This window comes from Kribbella yunnanensis (assembly GCF_039529655.1).
Taxonomy (GTDB): domain Bacteria; phylum Actinomycetota; class Actinomycetes; order Propionibacteriales; family Kribbellaceae; genus Kribbella; species Kribbella yunnanensis.
The window spans coordinates 23,164-39,012 of the sequence record NZ_BAAANF010000004.1 but is presented as its reverse complement, the minus strand read 5'-3'; the positions used below and the strand labels follow the sequence as shown (position 1 = coordinate 39,012).

At 68.6% G+C, this 15,849-nt stretch carries 13 protein-coding genes; 1 reads left to right on the top strand and 12 read right to left on the bottom strand.

Features of this window, described 5'->3' with window-relative positions:
• Positions 1–29 precede the first annotated feature (29 nt).
• The 12 genes from ABD231_RS07060 to ABD231_RS07005 all read right to left on the bottom strand — a co-directional run bounded on the left by ABD231_RS07060 (position 30) and on the right by ABD231_RS07005 (position 8,845).
• Positions 30–983, bottom strand: coding sequence for a hypothetical protein (locus tag ABD231_RS07060; RefSeq protein ID WP_344146863.1), 954 nt, complete (start codon positions 981–983; stop codon positions 30–32).
• Between the two features lie 108 nt (positions 984–1,091).
• Complete coding sequence (locus ABD231_RS07055) at positions 1,092–1,736, bottom strand: hypothetical protein (protein WP_344146860.1); 645 nt, start codon at positions 1,734–1,736, stop codon at positions 1,092–1,094.
• A gap of 26 nt (positions 1,737–1,762) precedes the next feature.
• The gene (locus tag ABD231_RS07050; protein ID WP_344146857.1) at positions 1,763–2,512 is read right to left on the bottom strand and encodes a TadE/TadG family type IV pilus assembly protein; all 750 of its coding nucleotides are present in this window, start codon (positions 2,510–2,512) and stop codon (positions 1,763–1,765) included.
• Positions 2,502–2,897 carry a TadE/TadG family type IV pilus assembly protein gene (locus tag ABD231_RS07045; RefSeq protein WP_344146855.1) on the bottom strand — a complete coding sequence of 132 codons (396 nt, stop codon included), beginning with the start codon at positions 2,895–2,897 and terminating at the stop codon, positions 2,502–2,504. The genes ABD231_RS07050 and ABD231_RS07045 overlap by 11 nt, the downstream gene beginning before the upstream one ends.
• Positions 2,898–2,929: 32 nt before the next feature.
• Entirely contained in the window at positions 2,930–3,304 is a 375-nt protein-coding gene (locus ABD231_RS07040) for a TadE family protein (protein WP_344146852.1), read from the bottom strand.
• Positions 3,305–3,385: 81 nt separating this feature from the next.
• A complete protein-coding gene (locus tag ABD231_RS07035) occupies positions 3,386–3,604 on the bottom strand; it encodes a hypothetical protein (RefSeq protein ID WP_132405931.1) in 219 nt (72 codons plus the stop codon).
• Between the two features lie 88 nt (positions 3,605–3,692).
• Positions 3,693–4,607, bottom strand: a complete 915-nt coding sequence (locus ABD231_RS07030) for a type II secretion system F family protein (RefSeq protein WP_344146843.1) — start codon at positions 4,605–4,607, stop codon at positions 3,693–3,695.
• Positions 4,604–5,557 carry a type II secretion system F family protein gene (locus tag ABD231_RS07025; RefSeq protein WP_344146840.1) on the bottom strand — a complete coding sequence of 318 codons (954 nt, stop codon included), beginning with the start codon at positions 5,555–5,557 and terminating at the stop codon, positions 4,604–4,606. The genes ABD231_RS07030 and ABD231_RS07025 overlap by 4 nt, the downstream gene beginning before the upstream one ends.
• Entirely contained in the window at positions 5,505–6,815 is a 1,311-nt protein-coding gene (locus tag ABD231_RS07020; RefSeq protein WP_344146837.1) for a TadA family conjugal transfer-associated ATPase, read from the bottom strand. Before ABD231_RS07020 ends, ABD231_RS07025 begins: the two co-directional genes overlap by 53 nt.
• Positions 6,812–7,606, bottom strand: coding sequence for a CpaE/TadZ family protein (locus tag ABD231_RS07015; RefSeq protein ID WP_344146834.1), 795 nt, complete (start codon positions 7,604–7,606; stop codon positions 6,812–6,814). The genes ABD231_RS07020 and ABD231_RS07015 overlap by 4 nt, the downstream gene beginning before the upstream one ends.
• Positions 7,606–8,340 (bottom strand): hypothetical protein, encoded by a 735-nt coding sequence (locus tag ABD231_RS07010; RefSeq protein ID WP_344146831.1) that lies wholly within the window; start codon positions 8,338–8,340, stop codon positions 7,606–7,608. The genes ABD231_RS07015 and ABD231_RS07010 overlap by 1 nt, the downstream gene beginning before the upstream one ends.
• A gap of 52 nt (positions 8,341–8,392) precedes the next feature.
• The gene (locus ABD231_RS07005; RefSeq protein ID WP_344146828.1) at positions 8,393–8,845 is read right to left on the bottom strand and encodes a hypothetical protein; all 453 of its coding nucleotides are present in this window, start codon (positions 8,843–8,845) and stop codon (positions 8,393–8,395) included.
• A 116-nt stretch (positions 8,846–8,961) separates the two neighbouring features.
• Here ABD231_RS07005 and ABD231_RS07000 point away from each other — a divergent pair, with 116 nt between their 5' ends.
• A complete protein-coding gene (locus ABD231_RS07000; RefSeq protein WP_344146825.1) occupies positions 8,962–15,810 on the top strand; it encodes a hypothetical protein in 6,849 nt (2,282 codons plus the stop codon).
• Positions 15,811–15,849: the final 39 nt, after the last annotated feature.

Below are 15,849 nucleotides of genomic sequence, written 5' to 3'. Positions count from 1 at the left end.
CTCGCTCCTCCGTCCCCGTCCCCACCACGTCACCCACCGATAGCCTGCACTTCCTGCACAGGCAACCGCTGCACAGCTTCGACGTTCGCCCTGCCGATCGGCTGCCACTGCGTGGCGGGGTTCACCCAGTAGGAGACCTCCCAGGTGATGGTCAGCTTGACTGTGTACATCTGGTCGGGCTGACTCGCACTCGACTTCTTGTAGATGTGTTTGCACGTGCTCAGCTGGGTGTACGGGTCGCTGGTCTCGTCATACCCGTCAGGATCCTCGAACGGTGAGATCCCCATCGGGCACGTGAACGGCTTCGAGCCGTCACCCGGATCGACCTTCATCTCGACGACCAGGCCACGCATGATCAGGTTGTGCGTCGCGTCGTACAGTCCACCGTTGATCTGGTCCGCGGGGATCTTCCGGGGATCGGTCTTCTGGACGATCGCGCTGTCCGGCGTCAGAGCGAAGTACGCCGGCACGTTGACGCGCGGCGTGTACGTCGGCTTGACCTGCAGGATGGGATCCGGATAGCTGTCACCGAACTGCCACCAGAACTGCTTCATGTAGTCGCGTTCGGGGCACTGATTCGCTTCGTCGTCGTTGATCGGGACAATGGCACGCTCCAGGTGAGCGTTCCGGCCACCGTTCACCGTGTCCAGGTCGTAGTCCTTGATCGAGAGGCGGAGCACCCAGTGCTTGCCCCGCGGCGCCTTCGGCAGGCTGATCCCGTCCGGAACCGGGAAATCCCGGCACGGAATGAAGATCTGGCCGTTCAGCTTCTGGCGCCAGGTGGGCGGCGGCGCGCCGTTCGTCGGGAAGTACGCCGCGCCGGAGCTGCAGAAAGCACCGAATCCGAACGAGTTCACGTACATGCTGCAGACGTTGTTGCCGGTCTGGATGGTGTCCGCGGTCGCGGTCGAGGCGGGAAAGGCCATCAGCAGAGCGAACACACCGCCCAGCGCGACCAGTCCGCGACTCACTCGGTTACGCATCCTCACTCCCCAGGCTAGTCTCACCGCAGATTATCTACGTCCAGGTGCATAGTGCCCGTTGTCCGGTATGCCGTCACCTGTTCGATATGTGAATTCAGTCGTTCTGGTCTAGGCCGGATACTGCACTCCTGCGCACTTGACGCCCTTCGACGGCGCCAGCTTGTACGGCCGCCACCCCAGTCCCGTTTTGATCATGTCGATCACCTGCGGTGACCCGTTCGGCGCCACCACCGTCCACTTGTTCGCTCGCGGGTCCCAGTAATGAGTTCTCTGCGAGCGGCACGTAGTCACCCGGATGGTGCCGTTCGGTTGGTTCTGTACGCCGCGCACCACCACGCTGCCCGGTGGCTTCATCACCCATCCCTGAGCCTGCGCGTCGAGGATCTCCTGGGATGTGTCCGAGTAGAAGAACAACGGGAACTTGGTCCGCAGGACGGTGTCGTCCTTGCTGACCAGTGCCTGGAAGTACAGCGGGTAGCTCTGCACGAGCCCTTGGACGGCCGGATTCCCCGCGAAGTTCCCTGGAACCATGATCACCTGGGCCTTCTTCGGCGGGGCGCTGGTGGGCTGGACCGGCTCCGAGGTGGCATTCGTCGGGTTGGAGGCCGGCGCCGACGGCGTACCCGCAGTCGTCGAGCTGCTCGATCCGCCGTCGACCGGCACCGGACGGCCGCCATCGTTATCGGCACCGCCGCACCCCGCCAGCAGCACAGCACCAGCCAGTACGGCTGTCGGCAACACAACTGTTCGCACGGTGGGTTTCCTTCGGATCACGGGAGTCATCGTTGGGTGGTGGGCGGCGTCTTGGTGGTGGACGGAGGCCTCGAGCTCTGCTCGCCGTCGGTCGGACTCGGGGTCGCCGTGATGCTCGGCGTGCAAGAGGCCGGGAACGGGATCGGGTCCAGCGTCCAGATCGGTGTCGGCGATCCGATCGTCCACTTCGGCGGACACGGTACGTCGATCGTCGGCGGGACCGCCGTGGTCGAGATCGACCACCCCGGGCCGCCCGGCGTCCGGGTGACGAAGATCGGCGGAATGGTCGGGCTGTCGTCGTTCTCCAGGACACCCTGTTCGGCGTGGGCGGTGCCGGTGCCGGTGGATTTTAGGGTGGATTTGCCGATGAGGCCCAGGAAGGTTGTTTTGTTGGCTATGCCTACGGCGATGTCGACCTGGTCGGTGGTGAGTTTGGTGGGGGCGCAGGAGGTGACGGTGGGGTCGTTGGAGGAGACCTGGGCGCAGAAGTCGGCGATGGCGATGGCGGCTTTGGCCGTGTCGATCTTGGCTTCGGCGGTGTTGAGCTGGATGGTGGCGGCGCCTACGCGGGCGGCTTCTTGGGCGTAGCCGACGGCTCGGGAGCGGGCGCCTAGCTGGCGGCCGCCGTCGATGACGAGGCCGGCCAGGGTGAAGATCATCACCGCGAGGATGGCGACTGCAGGGCTGAGGGCGCCGTGGGGGAAGACACGATGGTTGCCGGGGGCATCGATGCGGAAGAAGTCGACGATGCGGGAGCGGTGGTTGTCAGGAGCCATCGCGGACTCCTCGGTACGGGTCCACGCTGGAGGTGAAGCGTTTGGTGATGGTGGTGTCGCCGCCCAGGCCCAGGAAGCTCAGGTCGCGGTAGTCGATGGTGCAGGTGACCTCGACGGACAGGGGGGTGCCGGCGGCGAGGGTGGTGGTGATGACGCCGGTGGCGGACTCCTTGCAGGACTTGACGGCCTGGCCCATGGTGCGGGTGACGGCGTCGTTGACGCGGGCCTGGGCGTCGGTCTGGGAGCGGGACATGCTGGCGGCCCGGGCGCCGTCGCGGGCGGCGGACTCGGCCAGGGCTGTGGTCTGGAAGTAGCGGCCGGCGGCGAGCAGGAACATGAAGAGGAGCAGCAGGATCGGCGCGAGCACCACCATCTCGAGCGCCATCGTGCCCCGCTCTCCACGAGCCTGAGGCCGCCTCACTTGTCGGCCTCGAACTGCTCGATCGGCCCGGTCGCCGTCCGCTCCACGTGCAACTCGAGCCCGGGGACCAGGGAGACGGTGTCACCGCTGACAGTGAACGAGACCATGCCAGGAGGGTTGTTGTACGCCGGTGAGGCCACCGTCGCGTTCTGCAGTGTCGTGCCGGCCAGCTGGTTGACGTACGACTCGATGTCGACCCGGACCTTCTCCCCCACCGCCGGGCTGTACACCGGCGGCTGCACCAGCCGCAGCCGGGAAACGCCTTCCTGGGCGGCGTTCAGCGCGACCGAGCGGCCGTACAGGTAGAGCGCCGTCTGGATCGAGACGAAGATCAGCGCCATGATCGTCGGCGCGAGGATGGCGAGCTCCAACGAGCTCGCCCCACGCTCGGACCTGCGTCTGAGGCGCCGGCGGGCGCGCGCGGCGGTCGGGGGGCGGACCGGCACCATGGGTCAGCCGTTCTCGATCTCGCCGGTGCGCTTGTCGATGACACGCCGCACCACGAGGCCGATGGCCAGCGCGGCCGCGACCAGGATCGCCGAGATGATGGCCCACTCCAGTGCGGAGGCGCCGAGCTCCGTGCGGCCCTGCTTGGCCCGCGCCCGCTGGGCGTGCGCCCGGGCGACGGCGTAACCGGTCATCGCCCGCCAGAACTGCAGTTCGGTGTTCATTCGCATGCCTTCCAACTCATGAGGCCGGGGCTGGCCTCAGTATGCCTGGTACGACGGACAGTTCCGCCGAACGGATCCCTACCCGCTTTCAGCTGCCCAGGATCGCGATCCCGGCCGGGAATCCGAGGAACAGCATGAACGCCGCGCACATCACCAGCTGGGCGACCAGCATCGACTGCGACCGCTCACCCGCCTTGCCTTCCACATCGGCAAGCTCTTTGCGGCGCAGCGACGCGGCCCGGGCCAGCAGCGAGGCGCGGATCTTCGCGCCCTCGTCACCGGCCAGCGCGAGCGCCGACGCCAGGTCCCGCAGTTCCTCGACGCCCAGGTCCTCACCCAGGCGGGCCATCGCGTCCCACGGCGTGATGCCGATCAGGCGCGCGTTGGCCAGCGCCTGCCGGATCCGTGCCATCGCCCAGTGGTCGCCGATGGTGGAGGCCGTCATCAGCGCCTCGGGCAGACCGCGGCCGCCGGCCAGGTTCATCGCGACCAGGTCGAGGAAGCTGCCGACCACGTGCCGGAAGTCCCGCCGCCGCGCCTCCGCCTCCTGGCGCAGTGCCAGGTCCGGCAGGAAGAACGCGAAGGCCATCGCGGCCAGTGTGACGATGGCCGGTGTCGCACCGGGTGCGCCGAAGCCGAGCGCGGTGAACGCGAACAGCACGAACGGGATGAAGATCATCGCGCCGAGCGCGAAGAACACCTTGGTGGCCAGCATCGCGGCGAACGGCTGGTTCATCACCGCGAGGTCGCGGCGCAGCTTGCCGAAGGCCCAGCCGCGCGCGTTCGCCTCGGCCTCGAGCCGCTGGCCGAGCGTGTGCCGCGCCTTGTCGAGACCGCCGAGAACGCGCTCTCCCGCGGCGCTCGTGGTGGCACCGCCACCGCCGCGACCGGCGTCGATCCGCGCGATCGTCGAGAGCACGTTGGCCCGCGGCCGGATCAGCATCCGCACCAACAGGTACGCGCCGAGTCCCACCAGCGCACCGGTGAAGAAGGCCCACATCATCCGCCCACCACCTCCATCCGTTCCTCGCCCGAACGCTTCTGCGTGCCACCGATCAGGAACCGCTCCGGTACCTCGATCTTCGCCAGGCGCCGCAGCCAGACCAGGCCGACCGCGTAGAGCGCGATCACGATGAAGAGCACGAACTGCCCGATGAAGCTCGTGTACGGCGCCACGTACGTCGGGTTGAACAACACCAGCGCGGCCGCGACGAGCAGCGTGATCGCGACGACCACCTGCACCGAGCGCCGCGTCGACCGCCGTTCGGCTGCGACCTTTCGCCGTACGTCGAGCTCCTCGCGGGCCGAGTCGGCCAGCGCACTGAGCACCTCGCGCAGACCGGGACCACGCAGCCGCGCGTTCAGTACCAGGGCCGCCACGATCAGGTCGGCGGACGGGTCGTCCAGGTCGTCGGCGAACCGCATAAGTGCCGAGGGCAACGGTTCGCGGATCCGCAGCCGGTCGACCAGCAGGTTCAGGCCGGGCTTGATCGCGGGGGCCGCGTTCACCGCGGTCGCGGGGATGGCCTGCTCCAGACCGACCGCGCCTGCGATGGTGTCGCGCAGCGCCTCGGTCCAGGTGGCCAACGCCTCGAGCCGCTCGATGGCTCGCCGCTCCTCACCGGTACCACCGAAGAAGCGATCGGCCAACGCAGCCAGCAGACCAAGCGCAGCAGCAAGCACCAGCCAACGCGTCACCGCCAGTACGACGAGGCCGACGCCAACCCCGACGCCGAGTCGGATCAGGTTCTTCCGGCTGTCCGCGTTCCCGCCACGGCGGAACATCGACGGGGTCTCGTCGCGCGGTTCGGTACCGCGGATCGCGACGATCAGCAGCAGAACCGCGCCACCGACAACCGCTCCGCAGAGTAGGGCCAACAGGGTCTCGTCGCTCATCTCGTCACGCCCACGTTCCGTGTACGACGGGCTGGTACCCGTAGTACTCGAGCTCATCCATGCAGGCGATCGGAGCGTGTGCCGCGGCCCGGCCGTCCGGTCCGGGAGCGAAGACTTCGCCGGACAGCACCCGGCCGTCCCAACCGGTGACCTCGCGGATGCTCTCGACGTACCGGCTCAGGCCGCCGCCGTGCTGGTAGTCATTCTGCTTGCGTACGAAGACCACGAAGTCGAGGGCACCCGCGATCAGCATCTGGGTCGCCTCCATCGGCAGCCGCTCGGTCGCCTGGATGGCGTAGGTGCTGATCCGGTTGAACACTTCCATCGAGCTGTTCGAGTGGATCGTCGACAGCGAGCCGTCGTTGCCCTGGCTCATCGCGTTCAGCATCGTGACGATCTCGTCACCGAGCACCTCACCGACGATGACGCGCGACGGGTTCATGCGCAGCGAACGGCGAACCAGGTCGGCCATCGGAACTGCGCCGACGCCTTCGGAGTTCGGCAGCCGCTCCTCGAACGCGACCACGTTCGGGTGCAGCTCCTTGAACTCACCGAGACCGAGCTCCAGAGAGCGCTCTACGGTGATCAGCCGCTCGTGCGGGGCGATCTCGTTGGCGAGCGCACGCAGCATCGTGGTCTTCCCGGAGTTCGTCGCTCCGGCGATCATGATGTTCTTCCGAGCCAGTACGGCGGCGCGCAGGAACTGACCGACGTCATCGGAGAAGGTGCCATTGGCCACCAAGTCGCGCAGGAACACCCGGCCAAGTCGTGCACGCCGGATCGAGACCGCGGGACGCGACGTCACGCCCATCACGGCGGACAGTCGCGAGCCGTCCGGCAGGCGCAGGTCGAGCTGCGGGTTCGCAGAGTCGAACGGGCGGCTGGTCAGACCCGCGTGGGCGGCCAGCACCTGGATCAGCTCGACCAGTTCCTCATCGCTCTCGGCGACCGGACCGGGCATCTCCTCGCGACCGTCGCCGTACTGGACGAAGACCTGGTCGCAACCGTTGATGTCGATGTTCTCGACCTCAGGGTCGTCGATCAGCGGCTGCAGCCGCCCGACCCCGAACAGCGCCGAGTGAATGGCACCGGCGATCTGCGCGTCGTCATCCGGAGTCGGCGGCGTCCGGCCCTCGGCCAGCTCGTAGCGGGCGTGGTCCTCCAGCACCTGCACGATCAGCGACCGGGCGTACTCACGCTCGTCCTCGGCGCTCATCGGCGGTACGCCGTTCACCTGGTCCCGGCGGCGCTGCTCGTTCAGCCGGTCGGCCACCTGAGAACGCAGGCGGCGGACCAGTTCCTGATCAGCCGTCATCGCTCACCCTGCAAAGGGAAGGCGGCTTGGGCCATGTCGAAGTCGTGCGGTGCGGCGACCAGTGCGGCCATCTCGGCGGTGATGTCGGTCGCTGACCGGATCAGCTGAGTCTTCTCGAGTCGGCCGTGTCCGCGTCCGTCGAAGAACGCCGCACCGACCGGGTCGTAGGCCAGGTGCCACCTGTTCCGCACCGGCACCGACATGGCGTCCAGCACGGACCACACCTGCTTCACGCCGTCACGACGCTTCGGGTCTGCTACGACGATCACACCGAGCTGTGCGTCGACGTGGTGCACCAGTGCGCCCATTCGCTCCCGCAGGTGCGCCACGGACGAACCAGTCGCCGTACAGACCATCACGATGAGCCGTGCGGACTGGATGACCGGCAGCTGCGGCGAGGTGGCGCCGATGCGTCCACAGTCAGCCAGTACGTCGGCTTGCTGCAGCTGGTTGAACGTGATGCCCAGGGGATGCCACAGACCGCCCATGCCGCCGACCTGCTCGGGCGAACGCACACCGAGCAGTACGTCGAGCCCACCGTCGAGCTGCTGGCTGTGAGCGTGGATGACCTCGTCACCAAGGCCCTTGCGGCTCGCAGCGGCCAGACTGACCAGACCGCGGTCGGAGTTGAGCGGAGTACCACCAGGTGCGGTCATTCGGATCGCTACGTCACTACCGGATGGGTCACACTCAGCCAGCAGCACCTGCCGCGGCCAGAGCGCTCCCAGCACCAGAGCGGCAGTGGTGACACCGGGAGATCCCTTGGCACTCGCAAGAGCTACGAGTGCCATCAGCCGTCCCCGTTGGTGCGCGGTACGTCGGGCTTGGTCGCCGGGTTGAGCTTGACCAGAACCAGCGTCTTCGAGGCCGCCGCAGCGGCGACTGCGGTCGCCTTGCCGGTCGGGACCAGGATGCTGACGTTCAGCGTGTTGACCGTGGAGCCCTTCTCAGCGACGACGCCGCCGGCAGAGGCCGTCACCACAGCAGCGGAGACGAGCGTGGCCGGACCGACGCTGTCCTGGTTCGCAGTCGGCACCCGCACCACCTGTACGACGTCGCCCACGCCCAGACCGTCGGAGGGGGCCCGACCGGCGTCGAGTACGACCCCGACCTGCGCCCCGCCGCTCGGGGTCGGCGCATCGGGGGACAGGTTTTTCGGCGTGAGGTACTGGTCCTGGTACAGCCAGGTGGTCGTGTACTGGCCGAGGTACTTGCTCCGGTCGGACCACTTGATCAGCGCATCGGTCGCACCGGCCAGGTCACCGTTGGACAGGTCCTTCTCGACGAGCTTGTGACCCGGTGGAAGCTTGTCCGCGCTGATGGCGACGTAGCCCTCGCGGTTGCCGCTGTTCAGAGCGATGAGGGCGGAGCCGGCGGCGCCGAGCAGGATCAGGATCACCGCCAAGGCGGCCAGGGCCGGGCGGCGCTCTCGGCTGTTCGGGAGGCGGTTCGTACCACCGCCCGCCGGCCGGCCCGTACCGCGGGCGTTGGGGGCAGGAGTACGCGTGGAGGACGAGAGACTCACGCGCCTACCGTAATGGCATCCAGGTGCCATCCTCGCCAACTGGTGCGGGCTGTTACCCGCTCGCGACCCGGTTGCGCTCCTCAGAGGTCAAAAGCTCGGTGAATGCGCCCGGTCCGCCGTACAACTGGTCTAGGTAGGTGTAGAGCGCGTGTAAGGCCAGTCCTAGCTGGTGTTGCCAGCCCTCTGCGCTCTCCAGTGCACCTGCGAGCGCACGGCCCTCAGCCAGCGTGACAGCAGAGTTCACCGGCTGTTCCAGCCGCTCTCCAGCTCCGGCGCGTCGTGAGCGTTGCTCACTAATTGCCCCGGCGAGCGCAGCGCGCTCCGGATCCACCAGCAGGACGTCGAAGCCGTGGCCGCCGTACAGCTGGTCCAGGTACTCGGACAAGGCGAGGAAGAGCTCGACGCCGTCGTACTCAGGGCCTTCGGTGGCGACGTGCCGCAGTTGCGCGATCACTCCGCGCGCTTCGGTCACTGTCCACCCGGAGGATCCCAACTGCTCGGTCATGCGTCGATCCTAGGAGGCCGACAGGCGTAAATCGTTAACAGAACGGGTGCTTCGAGTAGCTGGCGAGTAACCGAAAGTTTGCTAGCGTCCCGGCCAGACGACCCTTCGGAGGTGTGGTGCCCGACCCGCAGAGCCGTGCCCGGACGGCGATTTCCACCGCATTGGGAATCGCCTGGCCCACTGCTGTCCCGCTCCGTGACGGCAGCGTCTGGCTGACCAGCCGGTACGACGTCCTCCCGGCGCGGGTCACTGCCGACCTGCAGACGTACCTCGCAAGCCGGGCCAGTGACAAGGTGCACGACGACCGGATGCTGGCCGAGGCGGTAGCGCTGCTCGGTGCCGCACGGTCCCGGAACCGTGACGAGCAGCCCGGCCTCGGCGCTGCCGCTGCGCTCGACCGGCTGCTCACAGTGCCCGGACTGGACCAATCGCGTCACGACGAGGCCCGCGCCATGCTGCGCGTCGCCCTGCGCAGTGCCGCCCAGACCTCCCCCGAAGCCGCTACCCGACTAGCCGCGCTCCCCGCCGCCAACAGGCCGCCCTCGCTCACTGCGGCTGTCTCCGGTGCCGCCGCGATCAGCCAGACCGCACGCAGTCTCGGTACGCCGGCCGCCGTGACACCGCCGCAGCACCGCCTCCATCGCCGCCGCTTCCTGACCCGCGCCACCGGCACCACCAGCCGCCCGGCCGACGCACCCGCGTTGACTCCCGACTCCGCGCTGGCAGCCCTCGGACAACTGCCTGACGCGCCCACACTCGCCGGCCCCGGACTCGCAGTGATCGACGGCTCGCAGTACGTGCGCGTCGAGGTCGACCGCACAGTCGGCACCCTGCTCGCTCAAGGCCGCACAGCAGCCGGTACGGCGGAAGACCCGCATGTACTGCGGATCTCGCCCACCGTGGCCGACGGGCAGCTCGCTCAGGTCTGGACGCACCAAATCAGCCAGTTGACCCAGCAGCTCGCCACTCCCGAGCCCACCGGCATGTTCGCCCGGCTGCGAGCCCGCTTCGGCGTGGAGCAGCGCGACATCCGGACCCGCGCGGACTATGCGACGTACCAACTGCTCGCCAAGGAGTGGCGCGATCCGAACGGCACCCGCAGCAAGGCGGAGATCCGCACCGAGATCGAAGGTCTGGCCGGCGCCCTCAAGCGCCGCGGTGGTGCGCTGCCTGAGCTGCCCTGGTCGACCGAAGCCCGGTCGGCGCCGGATGCGATCGAGCTAGGCCACGCGGCAGAACGACTGCTGACCGAATCAACCACACCGAACTCCCCCGCCGCACTGCGCGAGCAGGTCGTCCGCCAGATCGACGAGCTCGAGACAGCCGTCGCCGGCTTCACAGTGCAGGCCGATACCAAGGTGTCGACGGCGGTGGCGGCCACCGCTGACGCGGCCGATCTCGAAGGCAAGGCCGTCACCGAACAAGCGCTCAAAGATCTCGGAGCCGCCGAACGGGCTCGTGTCTTCCGCGTCCAGGCGGTTGCTGCAGGCAACAAAGCAGCTCGACACACCGAGCTCGCGAGCGGATACCGGCAGGTGGCTGAGGACGCCGCTCACGCCCTGTCCGGCTACCGCGACCTGCTCACCGCGATCGACGCCGGGTCGCCCCAAGCGCAGCTCACCGCGCTAGCCGACGAGGCGACCGACCGGGTCGAGATCTACGAAGCCGCCAGCGCGCGAGCCCTACCGGCTCCCGAGCTGCTGGAGACCGGCGTACCCACCGGCGAGCCCCTGCTCGCTCCGGTCGCTGACATCAACCGCATCATCCAGGAGCGCGGCGGACCGCACGGGCTCGACCCGAATGCACCCCGCCCGATCCCGACCGCCGAGTACCGGCTGCTGATGTCGGACGACGGCTTGGTGATCCCGGTCGGCGGTGGCGCCGCTGACGACGACATCAAGAAGGTCGGTCAGGTCCGGCTGCGGTTCGAGCGGACCGACCTCACCGAGGTCGTCGACCGCGACCACGACCTGGCCCAGCAGATGAACGGCTGGATCGGCGCCGGCGGCCAAGGCCTCGGTACGTCGAACACCCACTCGAGCAGTACGTCGTTCGGTGTGAATCTGCAGCCGGTGATGGCGCTGGCGACTCCCGGCAGCGCGGTCCACACCGCCGGCCAGGTCGCCGCACCCCGGGCGGACGTGAACCGCGGACAGTCCTTCACCCAGTCGTCCGGTCTGTCGACGCATGAGCAGGAAGGCGAGGTCGACGACGCGCACGGAGAGTCCCTGCTCTACCGGTCGCAGGGCAAGTGGCTGGTCGAGTACCGCAGCTCCCCTATGGCGGACTGGTCGCCGGTCGAGGCGGTGGACGCGGGTGAGCACCTCACCTGGATCTCCAGCGCCTACACCGTCAAGGCGCCCACGGAGATCGTGACGCTGGAGCAGCTGGGCCGGGCGGACGAGTGCAGTCCGGAGTTCCCGCCGCACACCGTCACCCGGATCAACGGCGTACAGGACATCAGCGACCGCCTGGCCAAGCAGCTGCGGGATCGAGAGGACGGCCTAGACCGGGTCGCGTACGACCACCTCAACGTGATGGTCACCCGTGACACCAGCCGGCTGCTGCACCAATTCACCAAGCCCGGTGGGCTCACGCGGCCGATCTCGGTCGACGGGCGGTCGGAGTACGAGCTGACCATCGAGATCGAGCCGGTGTGGAGCACCGCGACGCTCAGCGGCGAGCCCAGCACCGAGGTGGGCAAGGAGGGCGTCGAGGTCGACTTCTCCGGAGTGAACGCCTCCGAGTCCTACGGCACGTCGATGACCGCGACGGCCGGCGTGACGGCGTTCGGCGTACCCAATGCGTCCGCTGGGCGCAGTGTCAGCCGCTCCGGCGGCCAGAACGTCAGCTCCACTGCCATCACTCCGGTGGTTCATCGCGACCGCGGCCCGACGCAGGGCGTCATCGTCGACTTCGAGGTCCGGGCGACCCTGCGGAAGATCTCCGACCGCGAGGCCGCGCCGATCGTGGTGGCAGACACCTGCGAGGCGCGAATCCGGGTCACCGAGAACGACCTGCTGCGGGCCGGGGGGCCTGCCTCAGCAGACGCCGTACGGCGGGAGGACGACGGCAGCCTGCGGTTCGACCAGGACGACCGACTGCTGCTGCGCGGCGATGCCGAACCCCCGACCGGCCCGCAGATCGTACCGCCGTGGCTGGGCGCCGGACCGAACCAGCTGCGCGGCCCAGGCAAGGCGCTCGCCGAGAACCTGCAAGGCGCCGAGCAGGCTCAGCGGGAGGCCCTGACGAAGCTGAGTGAGATGGGCCTTGTGCCGCCCCTCGACGCGAAGCACAAACCGCGGTGGGACGCGCTGCCGAAGGATCCGCTGCGGCGAGCTGGTCAGCTCGCGAACTACCAGCGGATCATCGACAACGTGGATGACCACCGCATCCAGGCGGGCATCAACCAAGCCTGCCAAGGCGGTCTGCCGGTCACTCTGGTCGATCAGAGCACCGGCCGGGCACCGCACTACCGCCACTTCCGCCTGGGCGTCGTGCAGGACTTCGACGACCAGACCGGACGCGGTACGACGTCTGCGCGCAACGTGGTGCGGCTCGGCATCACCTCGGACGCCACCAGTCGCAGTACGACGAGGTCGACCGCCCTGCCGCTCTCGGCCGGAGCTGCTGTCGGCGATGGGCCCGATGAAGGGCAGAGCGGGCTGACGAGCCGGTTCGGGGCCAAGCTCAACCGGAACGCAGTCGGCCGCAGCATCACCACCGCGTCCGGCCGCCGGGTCAACCGGGTCGTGCTCGCCGAGAGCACCGAGCCGCTCGACAAGATCGAGCAGGGCGTCCGGATCACGTTCGCGGAGCGCACCGACCGCGGGCTGGAGAAGCCCATCGCCGACGTCCCCGGTTCGGTCGACCTGTACTACGAGCAGTCCCTGACGCGCGCCGAAGCGCCGGTGATCGAGGCGCAGCCGAAAGCGCCGCACGCGAACGCGGTCCGCGCGTCGATCGCCGTCGCCGTCGACGCGGCGAACCCGGCCGACCAGATCTTCACCGAGGTCGCCGCGTTCCGGGCCGACTCCAGCGCCGTCGCGCAACTGCACGCCGCCTTCTCCTCGGACAGCCTCGTCGCGAATCCGGACTGGATGAACGGCAACCTCGAGGTCCCGATGGTGATCACACCACCGCCGGCGAACCCGGCCGAGGCGATCGCGGACCGCAGCGCCCTGGCCCAGCAGTACAAGGTCGTCCTGCGCGGCCGCGCGGTCAGCCAGACCTTCCTGGCGGTCAACCAGCAGAACACCGCGAATATCAACCTCACCCTGACCGACGCGTCGTTCACCTCCGGTACGTCGACCGGGGGCGGGCTGGGCGCCGAGGGCGGCGGCGGGCAGACCGATGCCGACGCGTCGTCGGCGGCCGGCTCGGGCTCCATCGGCCGGAACGCCGGGTCTTCGCAGTCCACGACCGTGAGCCGGGCGACCGGCCAGGAGTGGCTGCTGGTCAACACCGGAACGCACTACGAGTTCCTCGAACGCTACGAGCTCGAGGCCGACATCCTCGACTCCTCCGGCGCCGTCGTCCAGACCGTCCAGCTCGATGACGGCCTTGCGCAGAAGGCGATGGCTGAGCGCCGCGCTCTCGCGCTCTACGCGAAACGGGAGCTCGATCTGCCGCTGCCGGTCGTGGCCGACGTCGCCGAGCGCTACCTGCACGACCGCGTGACGATGGACCCGCAGACCGCGATGGGCTTCCTCCGCCGGTACGAGCTCGACCGAGCCGGCGTCACCACCGGGCTGGCCGCCGAGCACGACCACGAGCAGCTGGCCGCGAAGGTGTTCGAGAACGCCGGAATGCCGACGACCAACCAGACCGCGACGGTCGAGGAGCGCCTGCTCGCCATCGAGAAACTGTCCGCTCAGCGCCGCGCGGTCGACCCAGGACCGGCGTACCAGGACAGCATCGCGTCGGCGCAGATCGACCAGCTCACCGTGCTCGGTCCGGACGGCGAACCGGTGGACCTCTTCGAGCTCGTCCGGCCGCAGTTCGAGGAGATCGCGCCCGGCGTACTGACCGAGAGCAAGCTGCTCGCCCCGGCGCTACGGGTCAACCTGGCCGCGGACGCCCATCAGGGCGAGCTCGAGAACATGCTCGGCGCGCGTGGCTTCGTCGCCACGATCGAGGTGCCGATCGAGGGACAGCAGCGCCCGGATCTCTACGAGGTCCAGCTCACCGCCGAGATGATCGGTGAGTACACGGTCGACGGCACGCCCGAGATCTCCGGTGTCGAGGCGATCGGTCTCGACCAGGCCTACCGCCATCACAGCCAGGATCGGTCGATCGGCCACAGTACGGCGTACTCCGCAGAGGTCGGCGGTAGCGCGGCAGCCGGGGACTCGGGCAACGTCGGCGGCAAGGTCGAGCGCGTCCGCACCACCGGGGCCGGCAGCAGCGAGCAGGACGTGAATGTCGACCGCACCGGGCACTTCGACATGGCCGAAGTGAAGCGGTCGATCGTCTACACCTCGAGGGTCACCCGCATCCAGAATGCCGGTGCCGCCGCCCTCACGAGTGCGCGCTGGAAGCTGGACCGGACGAAGCCGGACCAGGTCTCGATCACCGCCACCCCGCGGCAACTGCAGGCCGAGCTCACCTTGCTCGTCCCGAAGAAGCTGCTCAAGGAACCCGGTACCCGTCCGCAACTCGCCGACCAGCCCGAGCACCGGCCGATCAGGATCACCGAGAGCGCCGTCGTCGAGAGCACCCAGCCGTATGGCCTGGGCGACGAGCGGACCAACCAGTTGTACGACGTCCTGGACGCGGAGCTGAGTGATCCCCGGGTGCTCGGCCCGGCCGGGTTCGCCGAGCACCGCGGCGCGCTGGAGGGTCATCTCAAGGCCACGGCCATGAAGGCGTACTTCCACGAGCTGATCAGCGACGACGGTCTGCGACTGCCGCCGATGGTTGCTCGCGGCAACGGCCAGACCACGATCGGCGTCACGATCAAGGCCCACAAGACCGGCCTCCAGCTGGTCGAGGATCCGATCGGTGACGCGCAGACCGGCGCGGTCTCGCGGCGCGAGACCGCAGCTCGCTCGAGCAGCTCCGGGAGCCACGTCGGTCCCGGCACGGTGAATGCGGGCGTGGGTGGCGGTCCGGTCAGTGTCGGCGGCTCAGTCGGCGAGCAGGTGAAGGAGCAGGCCTCCGACGCCTATGGCACCCGGCTGGAGACGAGCAAGTTCGAGGAGGGCGAGGTCGTCACGGTCCGGATCCCGGTGAGCTACGACGTCGGCATCGACCAGTTGCGCGACAACGGACAAGGCACGCCGAAAACCAAGCGGAGCAGGGAGATTCCGGACGCCGCGCGTGGCCAGTTCTACGTCAAGATGCTCAAGCACGAGTTCCTCGACGCCCTGAAGGCGATGGAGTCCGGCGCGAGCGTCGACGCCGCACTCGCCGATGCCCGGCTGATGATCACCCCGGAGGGACTCGGCCGGCCCGATATCGAGGCGTCCGAGACGACGACAGATGCCAACGGCAACGAAGTACACGAGCCCTATCGACCACTGGTGACAGCGCTGGCCCAGGCACAGCAGCAGCGGCAGACCCTGCTGGTGTCGGTGCGCGACCGCGACGACAACGAGCAGCTCTATCTCGCGGTCTACAACCCGGGCGACGGTACTGCGCGACTGGCGGGGGTGGGCGACGGCGGCTTCGGTTCGGCACTCGGCAGTCTCGACGGCCGGATCGCCCTGATGGCTCAGGGGCGCGTCGACCTTCGCGAGCTGTACAACACGATGGGCCCGAACGACGACTTCGCCGCGAAGACCGCCGACGCTCTGGTCCAGAACGGCGTACCGGCCAGCATGTTGAAAGGTCTCGACTACGGGTCGACGGCCCAGCAGTTCAACCCCGGTGTGGCACCGCCGCCCACCCAGCCGGCTGCCGCCACGACAGCCGCACGGGCGATGTCACCGACCGGTCAGGGACCGGCGATCTCCGGGCCATGAGCACGGTAGTGTGCATGCGAACTAGCGAACAGGAGCGCG

Excerpts from the sequence above, each read along its gene's own strand:
- ABD231_RS07020 (WP_344146837.1), bottom strand. The coding sequence starts at position 6,815 with ATGACGGCTGATCAGGAACTGGTCCGCCGCCTGCGTTCTCAGGTGGCC.
- ABD231_RS07025 (WP_344146840.1), bottom strand. The coding sequence starts at position 5,557 with ATGAGCTCGAGTACTACGGGTACCAGCCCGTCGTACACGGAACGTGGG.
- ABD231_RS07050 (WP_344146857.1), bottom strand. The coding sequence starts at position 2,512 with ATGGCTCCTGACAACCACCGCTCCCGCATCGTCGACTTCTTCCGCATC.
- ABD231_RS07005 (WP_344146828.1), bottom strand. The coding sequence starts at position 8,845 with ATGACCGAGCAGTTGGGATCCTCCGGGTGGACAGTGACCGAAGCGCGC.
- ABD231_RS07015 (WP_344146834.1), bottom strand. The coding sequence starts at position 7,606 with ATGGCACTCGTAGCTCTTGCGAGTGCCAAGGGATCTCCCGGTGTCACC.
- ABD231_RS07045 (WP_344146855.1), bottom strand. The coding sequence starts at position 2,897 with ATGGCGCTCGAGATGGTGGTGCTCGCGCCGATCCTGCTGCTCCTCTTC.
- ABD231_RS07035 (WP_132405931.1), bottom strand. The coding sequence starts at position 3,604 with ATGAACACCGAACTGCAGTTCTGGCGGGCGATGACCGGTTACGCCGTC.
- ABD231_RS07030 (WP_344146843.1), bottom strand. The coding sequence starts at position 4,607 with ATGATGTGGGCCTTCTTCACCGGTGCGCTGGTGGGACTCGGCGCGTAC.
- ABD231_RS07060 (WP_344146863.1), bottom strand. The coding sequence starts at position 983 with ATGCGTAACCGAGTGAGTCGCGGACTGGTCGCGCTGGGCGGTGTGTTC.